This is a genomic window from Flavobacterium flavipigmentatum (genome assembly GCF_020911905.1).
Taxonomy (GTDB): Bacteria; Bacteroidota; Bacteroidia; order Flavobacteriales; family Flavobacteriaceae; genus Flavobacterium; species Flavobacterium flavipigmentatum.
Map to the genome: position 1 here is coordinate 3926794 of NZ_CP087133.1, position 16035 is coordinate 3942828.

The following is a 16035-nucleotide window of genomic DNA, read 5'->3' on the forward strand; positions in this document are numbered from 1 at the left end:
TTAAAGGATTTATTTGTTTAATTTATTATTTTAAAGTAATAACAGTTCTCCTGTTTTCTCTTGAAATTTGTTCAATTTCATTTTCTGACATTCCAGGTTGAATGCGTTTCAAAGGATTATTATCCCCATTGTATTGAAGAATGAATGACTCACTAGGAATCCCTTTTGCCATCAAATAATTTCGAACAACTTCTGCTCTTCTTTTGGATAACTCCAGATTATATAATTCTGTTCCTACTGTATCTGTATTACCGCTTAGGTCAATTACTGCTTTTTTATTTAAAGTCCATAATTGATAAATATTATCCAAAATAAACAATTCCTCTGTCTTCAAAGTGGCCTTATTAAAATCAAAATGTACTAATTTGTATATTTCTTCATCTGGAAGAGCAACCAGTTCTTCAACAACTTTCGATCCTACACCAGAACCACCAATAGGTCCAGCTTTCACAGTTTTATTAAAGGCATCCATAATTGAAAGCATCGGATCAGGAGATTCAACTATATAAACACATTTGTTTGTCAAATTATCCTCTTCGCTGTTTTTTCGATCAGAAGAAAAATAATATTTCTTATTGATTACATCATAAACAGGGTTCGAATCATCAAAATGAGTATTGATTGGGTATGGAAAATGAAATATTGTTGCATCTGCTTCTTTTAAGTTCGTAACAAAAATATCCTGACCTCCATATCCTTTGTGACCGTTGGATGAAAAATGCAAGCTATTTCCTTCTACATAAGGAAATAATTCATCTCCATTAGTATTGATTTTTGGCCCTAAGTTTACTGGCTTACCAAAATTCTTGCGCTTTTTATCATAATCTACATAATAAATATCAACTCCTCCATATCCTCCCGGCATATCCGAGGCAAAATATAAACGGCTTCCATCTTCTGAAATACTTGGATGCAAAAAAGAATATTTATTAGATTTTGGACAGAAATTTTTTGAAATTATTGCTGGTCGAGACCATTTGTCACTCCCTTCTTTTCTGTTTTCTACATACAATTGCAAATTGTTAATCTCTCCAAAAGGCTTATCGCCTATCTTAGAGGAGCGCAATTTATTTAGCGTAAAAATAACTGAGTTACCATTGTTATAAAAAGAAACTGGCCCAGCCTGAAAAATAGTTCTTAATTCTGAGAAAGGAACGATTTCTCCAGTGCTTGTAAATCGATACAACTTTGAATTAGTACTTAACGATTTTAATCTGAATTTGTCTACCTCATTTGCCAGAAAAACAATTCCGCCTTGGTAAGGAGCTACTCCATACACGTAACTACCATCGACTATAGATCCAAATTCGAATTTACTAACTATCAATCCTGTATTTCTGGCCTGATCGCCATAATACTGATAGTATTCTAATAAAGATTTCTCTAAATTATTAAAACGTACATTTCCTCGCATATTCTTATGATAATATTTTACCACTTCAACACCTCTGGAAATTGATCCGTTTCGTTTTAATAAATCCAGATACAGACACACATCATTTGGTGTGAATCCACGATTATGCTCATTATGCAAACTATTGTATAATTCTAAACTCTTGGCATACTCATTAATATCATTATATACTCTTGCCAGTAAAAGTGCTGACTCTCCTACTTCATATTTTGAAGAAGATTCACTGACAATCGAATAATTAAGTATTTTTATTGCACGTTCATAATTTTTTAGTTCGAAAGCTCTCAAAGCCCTTTTATAGGAAGAACCTAATTTACCTGGCGGCACTTTTTTGAAATCCGCTTTTAAATCAGACGAAAAAGTCAATTGTGTAAAAGCGAGTAAGGCTAAAAATAATATATTTTTTCTTTTCATTTTTATATAGTTTTTAAAAGTATGACGGTCTTACAATTTTTTCTCTATTACTAAATCGGTAACTTAATGAAAACTCATGTGAGCCTGAATTTATCCTGTTTAATTTTCCTATTTGGCCATAATCATAGGAATAACTAAACTTTAACCCAGGGGTTAACTGAAATTGTGTTAAAAACAATATTGATTCATCTTGACGCCAACCAGCTCCTATCCAAAAAAAATCATGTATCAAAAAATTAGCTTGTGCTTCTGCCTGAATGTCAAAATTTCCTTTCTTTAATAAGACAGAAGGCCTAAATTTTAAATCTCCACTAAGATCAAATAAGTAGCCTGTGTAGAAATACATTACTTTCTCACTATCCAACTTAAAATCATCATTAGATGACACATCTATTTTTGAAAATGATGGTATCGAGAATCCTGCAAAAAAACGATCGGAAAAATAATTAATACCAAAACCTATATCGCCTCTTGTAAAATTTCTTGGCTCATTAAATCGGGGATCATTATCTACATTGTTGAGCAAATTATTATCTTCCTTAAATACCCCAATTCCCGTTGTAAAACCTAACGCCAGAAAGGAATTATCTCCTAGTCTAACATTTTGTGACAGTAATACATTTATTTTTGTATCGCTGTCAACACCAATTTCGTCGCGAGAAACAATAGCGCCTAAACTAGTCTTTCCACCTCCTACTGGAGTATAAAAACTTACTACTCCTGTTTTAGGTGCTCCTGGTACTCCAACCCATTGGTACCGATACATTACATTTACACTAGAATATTCATCCATAGACATAAATGCGGGATTAATTAGAGAACTGTTGTAGATGTATTGTGAATATAAAGGAGACTGCTGAGCATTTACACCTACGCTAAATAATCCTATTAAAAACAAAATTTTTGATTTTTTAAGAATTTTCATATTATTTTTTTTATTATGAATAATTTTATTTTTTATCTAATTCTCTTATTTAAGCACATATTTTGAAAGAGAGAATTTGAAAATTTTTGTGTAGAAATGAATTACTGACAGTGTAAGGATTAAAACCTTACACTACCAGTAATCATTTTTTTTATCTTTTTAGAACTAAAAATCCTTTGTATTGATGTTCAACTTGTTTACGAACAATTGTGATGAAATAGAAATAGGTTCCGTTTTCTAAATCTTTACCTCTAAATTGTCCATCAAAGATTGTAGATTGATTATCATAACCTCTTACTTTGAAAACTTCTACTCCCCAACGATCAACAATAGTAACGGTGTTGTCTTTGTATTTTTCTATATTTCCAATAGCGAAGTAGTCATTTATTCCGTCCCCATTTGCCGAAACAGCATCTGCAACTTCTATCAAATCATTTTTGACGATAACCTTACCTGGTTCCAATGTGAATTCATAAGAAGGTAGTTCGTTTTCACGTGTCTCAAAAATTACGTCATTCACGTTACCTTTTATTTCTATGCTCTCATTGTTCTTTCTTTTGCTTCCAACTTTTACTTCAAACTCAGCTGAATTTTGACCCGCTGGAATGATCACAAATTTGCTCATACTTAAGTCGCTGTAAGAACTAAATACGTTATCTAGATTTACATAAATATCTTCAGTAGCCGTTATTCCACTGGGCAAACTGGCTGTTAAAATTACAGATTCTTCATCTAGGTAAGCTGTCCCTGAAGAAATACTTATGATTCTATTGTTTGCATCTTCTCGCTCTAAGTCTATTATAGCTATCGAAGCTTTATTCGCAAAAATATCCCAGGTAAAACCTGTTGTAGCTGCTCCTTCAAGTTCTACTGTCTCATCCGACTCTAAAACACTATCTGTTAATGCTTGTACAGGAAAAGTTACCGAATTGGATTCAGCTGGAATAATTGCTGTTCCTGTTAAAGTACTATAATCCACACCATCATCCGTTGTCCCTCCAATACTATAATTAACGGTTTGTGCAATTCCTGTAGTTATTCCAGAAGGCAAACTAATTACCAAATTCGTACTTGAGCCTTCGCTAATACTAGTGACTGCTGGTAAAATACTTAGTACTTTATTTGCTGGATTATTTCCTGTTTCATCTGTAATGCTAATTGTTGAAACATTATTTGATCCCCATGTAAAACCAGTAGTGGCAGCACCTGTAAGAACAATCGTTTCATCTGATTCAAGAACCAAATCATTCAAAGTAGCAACATCTAGACTAACTGAATTCGCTCCTGCAGGAATTGTTACTTTACCCGTTAAACTTTCAAAATCCGAATCTTTTGTGGCCGTACCTCCTATTGCATAATTCACAACAAGGCTATTGTCTGTTGTTATGCCGTTTGGCAAGCTTATGATTAATGAGGTACTGTTTCCTTCTGAAACATTCACTGAAGCTGGTAAAATACTTAATACCTTATTAGCTGGGTTATTTCCTGTTTCATCTGTAATAGTGACAGTCGCTACATTTCTCACACCCCAAGTAAAACCAGATGTCTCTGCTCCTGTAAATACTATGGTTTCTGGAGATTCGATTGCACCGTCATTCAAAGCCTCAACAGGAATGGTGAAAGAACCAGAACCAGCTGGAATTATTACCGTACCAGTTAAAGGTCTAAAATCTGATATTCCTGCTGTACCACTTAATGTATAATTTACATTCAGATCTTGAGCTGTCGTGATTCCTGTTGGTAAACTTACTGTCAAATTAGTAATTGCTCCTTCAGCTACAGTAGCCGTAGTGGGAACAATACTCAATACTTTATTTGCTGGATTGTTTCCTGTAGCATCTGTGATAGTTACAATAGCAGTATTTGCAGCAACATTCCACGTAAAGCCTGGAGTAGCTCCTCCAGTTAGAATTAGGGTTTCATCAGTCTCTATGACACCATCTGCCAAAGTTGATATACTAATTGTTGCTGAATTTTGACCTGCTCCAATAGTTACAGTTCCGCTCAACAACCTATAATCTGAGGCGCTCAGAGCTGTTCCCGATATTGTATAATTAACAGCTAAGGCAACTGCCGTACTTACTCCTGTTGGCAAACTTATGGTAATTGTACTGAGACCACCTTCGAGTACACTTGTTGTTATAGGAGAGAAACTCAAAACCTTATTAGCAGGATCATCTACATTTTTAATTGTCACAGTAGAAGTATTAGCAGATGGGTTCCATGTAAATCCTGAAGTAATAGCTCCCGTTACTACGATAGTTTCATCAGATTCAATTGCTGAATCAGTTAAAGCCGCTACGTTTATTGTAGCCGAACTAGAACCTGCGGGAATCGTTATAGAACCTGTCAAGGCAGTATAATCATTTGCACTTGTAGCAGTACCAGAAACTGTATAATTTACAATCAATGGATTAGCTGTTATAATACTATTTGGTAAACTCACTGTCAAAGTAGTAGCCATACCCTCGTCCACATTAACCGCATCTGGTGTAATAGTCAACACCTTATTAGCAGGATTATTTCCTGTAGCATCATTTATTGTTACTGTAGAAACATTATTTATACCCCAAGTATATCCATTGGTGCTAGCTCCAGTTAATACTACCGTTTCGTTTGATTCCAGAATGTTATCCGTTAAACCTGATACATTAAGCGTAGCCGAATTTTGACCAGCTGGAATCGTTACAGTTCCGCTCAATGCTGTATAATCTGTAGTACCAGTTGCTGTTCCCGAAACCGCATAATTTACTACTAATGGACTTGCTACTGTAATTCCTGTTGGCAAACTGACGGTCAAATTAGTACTAGCACCTTCGACTACATTTGTTGTAGTTGGCAAAATACTTAGTACTTTATTGGCAGGATTATTTCCTGTAGCATCCGTAAGCGTTACCGTTGCACTATTAGCAGAAGCATTCCATGTAAATCCTGGAGTAACTCCTTCTGTTAAAATTACAGTTTCGTCTGATTCAATAACACCATCTGTTAAAGCAGAAACATTAATGGTTCCAGAATTTTGCCCTGCTCCAATAGTTACCGTTCCACTCAATGCTGTATAATCGGACCCACTTGTAGCGGTTCCTGAAACTGTATAATTGACAACAACAGCAGTAGCAGTAGTAATACCTGTTGGTAGACTTACTGTTATCACACTACTTGTCCCTTCGGCAGTACTTATGGTTATTGGAGAAAAACTCAATACCTTACTAGCTGGATCATCTACATTAGTAATGGTTACTGTCGAAATATTGTTAGTCGGACTCCATGTAAATCCAGCTGTTGTACCTCCTGTTACCACTACCGTTTCATCAGATTCGATAGCAGAATCACTTAAAGCAGCAACTGTTATTGTAGCCGAATTTTGTCCTGACGGAATTGTTACACTTCCTGTTAAGGCTGTATAATCGGTTCCACTTGTCGCTGTTCCTGACACTGTATAATTCACAACAAGCGCATTAGCTGTGGTTACTCCTGATGGTAAACTTACTGTTAAAGCAGTACTGGTACCTTCATCAGTACTAACTGATGTTGAATTTATGCTCAACACTCTACTAGCCAAACTAGTTACATCTGTTATTGTTACCGTAGATGTACTAGCTGATGGACTCCAAGTAAAACCTGCTGTTGTAGCCCCTGTTACTATCACTGTTTCACTTGATTCTATAATATTATCGCTTAAAGCCGATACATTTATAGTGGCAGATCCTTGTCCTGCAGGAATCGTTACACTTCCTGTTAAGGCGTTATAATCAGTTCCGCTTGCAGCAGTGCCCGACACTGTATAATTCACAACAAGCGCATTAGCAGTAGTTATACCTGTTGGCAAACTCACTGTTAAGTTAGCACTACTTCCTTCTGCGGTATTTACTGATGTTGGTGTAATACTCAATACTTTGTTTGCAGCACTGGTTACATCTGTTATTGTAACTGTGGATGAATTAGCTGAAGGACTCCAAGTAAAACCTGATGTTGTGCCGCCTGTAACTACAACTGTCTCGTCAGATTCTATAATTCCATCGGTTAAGGCTGATACATTAATTGTGGCAGACCCTTGTCCAGCAGCAATGGTTACACTACCTGACAATGCGGTATAATCTGTAGCACTAGTTGCTGTTCCTGAAACTGTATAATTGACAACAATTGGAGTAGCAGTAGTAATACCCGTTGGTAAACTTACCGTTAAAACAGTAGCTGTTCCTTCAGCTGTACTTACCGTTGATGGCGTGATACTTAATACTTTGTTGGCTGCATTACTTACATCTGTTATTGTTATTGTTGAAGTATTTGCAGATGGGTTCCAAGTAAAACCTGGTGTTGCAGCTCCTGTTACCACTACTGTTTCATCAGATTCAATAACTGAATCGCTTAAAGCTGCAACTGTTATTGTAGCCGAATTTTGTCCGGCTGGAATCGTTACACTTCCTGTTAAGGCTGTATAATCGGCCCCGCTTGTAGCGGTGCCTGCAATCGTATAATTCACTACAAGTGCATTGGCTGTGGTTACTCCTGATGGTAAACTTACTGTCAAATCAGTACTAGCGCCTTCAGAAACGTCTATAGTTATTGGATTTATGCTCAACACTCTACTAGCCACACTAGTTACATCTGTGATTGTTACCGTAGATGTACTAGCAGATGGACTCCAAGTAAAACCAGCTGTTGTAGCTCCTGTTACAGTAACCGTTTCACTTGACTCTATAATGCTATCGCTTGAGGATGAAACATTAATAGTAACTGATCCTTGTCCTGCAGGAATTGTTACACTTCCTGTTAAGGCAGTATAATCGGTACCACTGGTAGCTGTGCCTCCTATAGTATAATTAACAACAAGTGCATTAGCAGTAGTTACCCCTGTTGGTAAACTCACTGTTAAAGCAGTATTACTTCCCTCTGCAACATTTACTGCTGTTGGTGTAATACTCAATACTTTATTAGCTGCACTAGTTACATCAGTTATTGTTACTGTGGATGAACTCGCTGAAGGACTCCAAGTAAAACCAGATGTTGTACCGCCTGTAACTACAACTGTCTCGTCAGATTCTAAAATTCCATCGGTTAAGGCTGATACATTAATTGTGGCAGACCCTTGTCCGGCAGGAATGGTTACACTTCCTGACAATGCGTTATAATCTGTAGCACTAATAGCTGTTCCTGAAACTATATAATTAACAACAATTGAAGTAGCAGTAGTAATGCCCGTAGGTAAACTTACCGTTAAAACAGTAGCTGTTCCTTCAGCTGTACTTACCGTTGCTGGCGTGATACTTAATACTTTATTCGCTGCATTAGTTACATCTGTTATTGTTATTGTTGAATTATTTGCAGATGGATTCCACGTAAATCCTGCTGTTGTTGCACCTGTAATTATTACTGTTTCACTCGATTCAATTAAACTATCCGCTGAAGTTGCTAATGTTATAGTGGCAGAACCCTGCCCAGCTGGAATTGTTACACTTCCTGTCAAAGCGGTATAATCTGTACCACTAATAGCTGTTCCTGATACCGTATAATTAACAACAAGAGCACTCGCTGTTGTTACTCCTGTTGGCAAACTAATGGTTAAAATAGTATTGCTTCCTTCGGCAACATCTACAGTTGATGGTGTAATGCTTAATACCTTACTTGCTGGATCACTTACATCTGTGATGGTTACAGTAGCGGTATTTGCTGAAACATTCCAAGTAAAACCTGTTAAAGGAGTCGCTGTAATTGTTCCACCAGTAAGAATTACTGTTTCGTTGGATTCTATTGCCCCATCTGTCAAAGCCGACATATTAATTGTAATCGAATTTTGTCCTGCTGGAATTGTTACACTTCCAGTCAAAGCAGTATAATCAGTTCCACTTGTAGCAGTACCTGTCACAGTATAATCTGCCGTAATTGGAGAAGTACTTGTTATTCCAGTTGGTAAACTTACTGTTAAAACTGTCGTTGTTCCTTCTGCTGTACTTACCGTAGTTGGGCTAAAACTTAATGTTTTGTTTGCTGGACTTGTTACATCGGTAATTGTAACTGTTGAAGTACTTGCAGAAGCATTCCATGTAAATCCTGACGTCGTACTACCTGTTAGTACTACCGTTTCGTCTGGTTCTATTGAGCTATCGCTTAAACTAGCAACTGTGATAGTGGCAGAACCTGATCCTGCTGGTATGGTTACTGTACCACTCAAAGTAGAATAATCTGTTGCACTTAAAGCAGTACCTGATATTGTGTAATTTACAACCAATGGCGTAGTTACCGAAACTCCTGTAGGTAAACTCACTGTTAATATTGTATTTGCTCCTTCTGCAATACTTGCAGTCGAAGGTGTAATGCTCAATACTTTATTTGCTGGATCACTTACATCTGTAATGGTTACCGTAGACGCATTGTTACTTCCCCAAGTATAACCCAAGGTAGTACCTCCCGTGACTACTACTGTTTCATCAGATTCAATCAAATTATCAGTTAAAGAAGATACTATTATCGTTGCTGAACCGGAACCAGCTGGAATCGTTACGGATCCTGTTAAAGCGGTATAGTCTGTACCACTTATAGCCGTTCCTGATACTGTATAACTCACCACAAGCGGACTTGCAACAGTTATACCTGTAGGCAGACTTACTGTTAAAGTAGTAGGACTTCCCTCGGCAACACTTACCGCAGTAGGGGTAATATTTAGTATCTTACTTGCTGCACTAGTGACATCCGTAATGGTAATTGTACTTGTATTTGCTGAGCTACTCCATGTAAATCCTGTTAAAGGGCTTCCCGTTATAGTGCCTCCTGTCAAGATAATCGTCTCATTCGGTTCTATAATACTATCGGTCAAAGGTGTTACAGCTATTGATACAGAATTTTGTCCTGCAACTATAGTACCTGTACCACTTAAAGCAGTAAAATCACTGCCACTACTTGCCGTACCACTAACTGCATAATTGAATGTAATATCATTCACCGCCGTAATACCTGATGGCAAACTTACTACGACCGAAGTAGCTGTACCTTCTGGTGTACTAATGGTTGTGGGTACAAAACTTAAAAACTTATCTGATGCTGGATTTGCATCTGTTATGGTTACGGTAGTGGTTTTATTTGCTGCAACAGTAGTCCATTCTGAACCTTCTATAGATGTAACTGTCGTTCCTGTTAGTGTAATAGTTTCATTTGTTTCTAAAACATTATCTGATAATGCAGCCACATTGATATCTACTGAATTTTGACCTGCAGGAATTGTTACAGAACCAGAAATTGTAGTACAATCTGTACCATTTATACCTGTACCAGTTATAGTATAATCAGCAATTGTATTGGTAACCAAAGTGATACCCGTAGGAAAGCCTACTTTTACAATTTGAGTTGAACCTTCTGCTACAATTGCAGTAGCTGGAGTAATACTCAATGCGATAGTCGCTGGATTAGTATTGGTTGCCAATGTAAAAAAATCTCCTGTATTGAAATTTATATCGCAAGCCAAATAAGAATTTGACCCTGATGTATAAGTAGTTAAAGGAATATATTCATCTGCCGCATCAAAAGTAGTATTGGTAGAACGTACCAAATATACTTTGCCACTAGCACCAATGGTAGAAGGTACTGCAAACTTAACGATACCCACAGTACCTGTTTCCTGAATTTTCCAAATTCTTGTGTAACGAGTATCTACGCCATGACCATTACTGGTAGGCGTACTAAAAGTTGCTGCAGCGCCATCATCTCCCCAAACCATAAAATTTTTATCCGCTGCAAAAGTAGCTGTATTACCTGCATTGGTCGGTTCTATGGTTGTCAAACCCATTGTTACCTGAAAACCTGCGTCTACAGACTGACTTTGTTTTTGATTTAATAGACTTGTATCGTCTCTACCGATCCCTGCTATATTATTCTTATAAGTAGCATTTAGGGTAGCATTCCACATAATACCAGAACCAGAATCTAAATAATTTTGCGCAACGCTTTGATCTAATGTAATTCCATATTTTATTGCTAAATAAGAATTTACTCGTTGTTTCTCAGCAAGTGTCAACTCTCTTTCATAAGCAATAACCTCTTGCATAAGACCGTTAAATTCCTCTGGTTGCGAACCTAATATAGCACCTTGTGCTGTAAGTATTAAGTTAGGGTTCTGAGCAGTCACCTCATTTTTACCGTCAAGAGACAATATCCCTGAACCAGCCACATTATACCGCCAAGAAAATCCTTCTATATGTGTTTTTCCTGCGGTCATTGGTATAGTAGTGGCATTAGGCCAATCTCCATCATACCAATAAGGATTCCCATTGGTTGCCCCCATAACTGGAGTATTTGCAGTTCCTACAGCTGCTCCTGTGGTTGAACCTCCAAATCCAAAAGTATCTTGAGCACCCGCCAGATTTGTTTTATTAAGAACTACATGAAGGGTTCCGTTAAGATTATCAGCCGTAAAGGGAGCATTTGTTACTACTCTGCTTCGCAAAAATTTATTTGTAACAAAATTGATAGCAGGATGAAAATTATAAACTGCTGCTGCTGCTGTAAGTGTAGGTTGAGCAGTAGCATTTGTTTGATCAAAGTTATTAGGGGTAGCAATTCCTGATTGATCTGCCCAATTGCTTACATTGGTTCCCGAGGTTGTAATACCCACTTCTGGTTTTAGCCAAATACGTAAATTAGCACTTACACCTCCGGGAGCCGTTTGGGAAAACCCCGCCATACTACACTGTAGCAAGAATATGATAATTCGTAATTTTAATTTCATATTTATTGGTTTTTAAAATTTAATGATTAGTAATTATTTTGTTATGCTTTCTTAGCTATAAAATTTAGATATTGCCTTATCTCAACTTCTCTTATTAATTGTTTATCAATTTTTGTCCTTAATATTATAATGCTCAAATCCTAAAACAAAAAAGAGCTTGTAGCATTTTAAATTCAATTATATGTAAGAAACAAATTAGAATAAAATCATAATTTTTATATGTGAACAAATTTTTCCTCTCCAATCATTCACAAATCAAAATAGTCAATATATTAAAGACATAACGATCATTTAAAGCAAAGGTAAATACAATAAAACCAATAGTTTGTAGAAAAAAAAACAGTTTTTAGTAGAATTAATTCTACAAAAAACCGTTACTTTTTTCTTAAAAAATGTAAGAAATATTTGGAGTGAAATTTTTAGTTTTTTTATAATCGCAACTCGAAAAACAGTAAAATAAGATTGCGAGCTTTATTACCTTGTTTAAAAAAGCATCGCAAACACAATAGAGAAAAATCTAGAGAAAAAATCAGGAAGACTTATTGTAAAAAATTTATACCTATATATAAGAGAAAAAATATCTTTAGTTTGCTATTTGGTATCTTATAATCACAGCACGATAAAGCAAACTTACAAATAGGCCCAAAAGAATAAAACCAAAGTACTTTAATTGCAATAAAAAAATTAGAAAAGTGAATTTTTTATGACTCTAAAAAAGAAATTAGAATCATGACTTTACAAATTAGATCTAGGTAAAACGGGGATAATCGAGAAATAAGAAAGCTGTGTTACTTCAAGTTAATAAATATTCATCTTAAAGACATCGATAAGTTCTACCAAAGTACGTATTTTAAGTTTCTCGTACATTCTATTCTTATACGTGCTTACTGTAGACATCTGAATATTTAATTTATTTGCAATTTCGAGATTGCCATTACCAATTACGAGTAATTCGGCAATTTCATATTCTCTTTTTGACAAAACATCCAATGGGTTCATTTCTATTTTGTGCAATGCTGCCTGAATTATTTTTTCGACAATTTCAGCCGAAATATAACTGCCGCCTTCTAAAATAGTTTTTACGGCCGTTACTATTATTTTTTCACAAGACAATTTATTTAAATAGCCGTGAGCACCTAAAAGAATATATTTGTAAGCACTTCGCTGATCATACGTTGAAAAGATTAAAATTTTAATATTAGGTTGTATTACTTTTATTTCAGCGAGTATTTCTCTGCTTTTTCCTCCTGAAATATTAATTTCTAAAATTAAGAGGTCAAAAGTTTCTTGCTTTAAAAGCGTAATTGTTTCAGAAAAACTTTCTGCATTTGAAATTTTAACATCTTCGATCTGGTCTTTAATAACCATACCAACCCCAATCCTTACAACCAGATGATCATCGACTATTAAAATTTTAAATGCCATTTGTTAAGCTTATTTAAATTACTTAGTATTGAAAAAATTCCTTACATACTTTTAAAAATTAAAAGAAAATCATGCTTTAAAATTCTTCTAATATTCTAACAAAAAACAAATTATTTTACTTGAGGATAAAACAAAAAAACAGCATTAATATTTAACATATAATGCTAAAGTACAAATTAAATGTTAAGACATCTTACAAAAAAAAATATTTTTAACATTATATCGTTGATATACAGATATTAATAGCTAAAAATAAATAATATTTCTTACAATTATTGTAATTTTAATAGAATAAAAGTGGGTAATGCAATATTGTCTTACTAAAATGAGGTTGCTCTTCTGTAATAATAATGAGTTAATTTTTGTACCAAATTACATTTGTACATTCATAGAGAACGAAAAAGTCATAGTAAATTCTTTAGAATAGGATAATAAAATTACAATATAATTGCATTTTAGGCTTTATTTTAATTATTTTTAAGAATTTGAAGAGGTAGGCCTTTCATCTCTGGATCTTTTGCTTTAGGATCAAATAAATGTAATACCGTTGGCGCAATTTGATTACTAAAAATCTGTTCACTAGAAATTACTTCTCCCTTTGGTTGAATACCGTTTCCAAAAATCACTAACCAAACCTGATCTGCACCGGCAATTTTTGAACCATGGCTCTTCCACTCATCCAATGGATCTGTGCCACGGCCATGATCTGTCGATACAATAAAAATAGTGTTGTCTTTGTAAAAAGAATCTTTTTGGGTAAAATTCCATAATTCCTGAATCAGGCCATCGCTGGCATTCGCCGATTTTAGGTAGGCCTGATAATTGCCATCATGAGCAAAATCATCTGTTTCTCCCAAAGAAATATACACCAATTCGGGATGTTCTTTTTTCATGTATTCCAGCGCGTAATTTGAAGTAAAAGCATCAAATCGAACAGAGTCCCAAGGCGAAGGAACCTTAGTCTGCATTTCATTTAAAAACATCTCTCGAGGAGAAAGTTTACCTTCCTTAGCGGCTTCAAAACCTGCATTTACAGGTATTCCCGAGCGTTCTTCGTTGATGATAAAAGGAAAAACATCCCAACTTCCAAAAGCAGCTACTTTGCCCTTATATTTAGGAAGCTTATTGATTTTTTCTAAAATCGTTGTATTTGGATTATTAATTTTATCATTACTATTAATTCGGATATCATCAGCAGAACCTGTTAAAATCTCGTTGTAACCCGGATATGAAAACCACATAGAATTGGTCAAATTTACATTACTTCCTTGGTTTCTATTGCCGTGTAATTCTCCCATTTTACTCACTTCATTCCAAAAAAAAGGCATTAGCGCTACTCTTCTTTCTTCAGCGGTTTTTCTCCAAAACTTTTCTTTAAGACCAAGCGTATCCTCTACGTATTTTTTATTTGCAATAAGTTTGTTGTCTGCACCGGTAAATAATTCTTGCCAGCGAAAACCATCCAAAGTAATTACGATAACTTTTGGATTCTTTAACTCTTTTTTTTGCTGGGCGATTGCACCAAAAAAGCTCATAAAACATAACGCTATTAGTACACTTGATTTTTTCATTTTATTTACTTTTAATCTTTAAATAATTGTATTTCTTCTTTTCAAACAAAGCTTCTGTTTTATAATTTCATAAAAAAGTTTTATTAAATTATAAAACAGAACAATTCCTCGCTATCAGCGATTTTTCATCACGTAAATATGTAAAAATATTAAACGTGAATCACCTTATTGGTTTTAAGAAATCTTTACCAAGCCTTTATCCTATCTTGAATTTAATGTTACCTTAAAAAACAGAATTTTAATTGTGATCAAAATATCAAAAAGCGTTAAAGTATTTGTAAAACAACAAAAAACCGACTGATAGATAAAGGTCGGTTTTATTTTTTTAAAAAGTAACACGGGTCGATAACCTCCTGGCACCTGCTGAATTGGGATGAATTTCATCTCTCCAAAATTCTGATGCATTCAGAAGTCCACGGTAATCAATGATTCGGCACTGAAAACGATATCCATTATTTATAAAACGATTTTTAATCTGACACAGAAGCGCATAAAATCGGTCTAATAATCGAATAATAATATAACATCTTAAGATTTCGTCAGCAATTCCAAGGCGATCAAAAACTGGTTTTATCCAAGGTCCCAAAGGCAGATCGACACCCACAATTGATGGTCGCACTCCCAGTTTGAATAAAGGATAATCGTACGTATGCATATAAAATATTGTATTTGCAGTAGCATGCGCATTTACAATACTTCCAAAACCAAGGTAATTGCGCAAAATAGTATTAAAAATGGCATTGAGATTGACCGTATTAAAAAGCGTAGCATCAAAAGCATTGGTGTTTAAATATCTTTTATAAAGAATACATTTTTGATACAGAACATCGCCTGAAGGCAAACTTTTAAGCTCATTTAATTTTGACTGATCTGTAAAAAAACCCGAATTAAAAGAGGTAACGCCGGGGTTTAAAATTCTTCCCAGCTGAGGAAAAACATCATTTCCGCCTCCGCTAAAATAAATTCGATCAATACGATAACCGCTAATATACTGTACAAAATGAGTTTTATCTGCATACATCTGCGACGTTGTTTCACCAAATTTTGCCAAATGAAGACAGTTGAGATTAAGCCTTTGATTTCGATCTGTAATCGTGTCATATAAATCTAAAACCCTTGGTACGGGATAATCTAACCAAGAATCTCCCTCAAAAATCACATTGAGCGTATTTGCATTTGAGGCATTTCTTCTAAACAAAAATGAATTGGTCAAAAAAGGCTGATGGAGCGATTCATCCTCACTTTCTGCCAACGAAACGCCTGTCAAGTTTAATTGTTTTAATGCGTTATGCGTCGCATCATTTGGACGAATGAGACCGCTAATCACGATTTTATTATTGGCTTGAAAATTCAGAATAGAGATAATAGTAACGTCTGTTTTATCATTTACAATACTACCATTAGCCTGCACAGGATAACCAAGTGTTCTCAAATAAGTCTGAATTTGCACGACATCTGATGCATTATTTACAGCATTCAGTCCAACGCTATTCGTTAATTCTGTTACTAAGCTCGGGATTTGATTTATAACTGGGGGATTTGCAATTAAATTTTCCATGATCATCTT

6 protein-coding genes are annotated in these 16035 nt (G+C 35.2%); all 6 read right to left on the bottom strand.

The window, feature by feature from the left end; translation table 11 throughout:
- Positions 1–25: 25 nt before the first annotated feature.
- Positions 26–1828 carry an OmpA family protein gene (locus tag LNP22_RS16630; protein ID WP_229974456.1) on the bottom strand — a complete coding sequence of 601 codons (1803 nt, stop codon included), beginning with the start codon at positions 1826–1828 and terminating at the stop codon, positions 26–28.
- A 13-nt stretch (positions 1829–1841) separates the two neighbouring features.
- Positions 1842–2753: a PorP/SprF family type IX secretion system membrane protein gene (locus LNP22_RS16635; RefSeq protein WP_229974457.1), complete on the bottom strand. Its 912-nt coding sequence runs from the start codon at positions 2751–2753 to the stop codon at positions 1842–1844.
- A 151-nt stretch (positions 2754–2904) separates the two neighbouring features.
- Positions 2905–11472, bottom strand: a complete 8568-nt coding sequence (locus LNP22_RS16640) for a Calx-beta domain-containing protein (RefSeq protein ID WP_229974458.1) — start codon at positions 11470–11472, stop codon at positions 2905–2907.
- Positions 11473–12270: 798 nt separating this feature from the next.
- Positions 12271–12897: a LuxR C-terminal-related transcriptional regulator gene (locus tag LNP22_RS16645; RefSeq protein ID WP_229974459.1), complete on the bottom strand. Its 627-nt coding sequence runs from the start codon at positions 12895–12897 to the stop codon at positions 12271–12273.
- A gap of 467 nt (positions 12898–13364) precedes the next feature.
- Entirely contained in the window at positions 13365–14468 is a 1104-nt protein-coding gene (locus tag LNP22_RS16650) for an alkaline phosphatase family protein (RefSeq protein ID WP_229974460.1), read from the bottom strand.
- A gap of 325 nt (positions 14469–14793) precedes the next feature.
- Positions 14794–16026 carry a hypothetical protein gene (locus LNP22_RS16655; protein ID WP_229974461.1) on the bottom strand — a complete coding sequence of 411 codons (1233 nt, stop codon included), beginning with the start codon at positions 16024–16026 and terminating at the stop codon, positions 14794–14796.
- Positions 16027–16035 lie beyond the last annotated feature (9 nt).

What these genes read in the sequence shown, in the direction of transcription:
- LNP22_RS16630 (WP_229974456.1), bottom strand. Translation starts at nt 1,828, where the DNA reads ATGAAAAGAAAAAATATATTATTTTTAGCCTTACTCGCTTTTACACAA.
- LNP22_RS16635 (WP_229974457.1), bottom strand. Translation starts at nt 2,753, where the DNA reads ATGAAAATTCTTAAAAAATCAAAAATTTTGTTTTTAATAGGATTATTT.
- LNP22_RS16640 (WP_229974458.1), bottom strand. Translation starts at nt 11,472, where the DNA reads ATGAAATTAAAATTACGAATTATCATATTCTTGCTACAGTGTAGTATG.
- LNP22_RS16645 (WP_229974459.1), bottom strand. Translation starts at nt 12,897, where the DNA reads ATGGCATTTAAAATTTTAATAGTCGATGATCATCTGGTTGTAAGGATT.
- LNP22_RS16650 (WP_229974460.1), bottom strand. Translation starts at nt 14,468, where the DNA reads ATGAAAAAATCAAGTGTACTAATAGCGTTATGTTTTATGAGCTTTTTT.
- LNP22_RS16655 (WP_229974461.1), bottom strand. Translation starts at nt 16,026, where the DNA reads ATGGAAAATTTAATTGCAAATCCCCCAGTTATAAATCAAATCCCGAGC.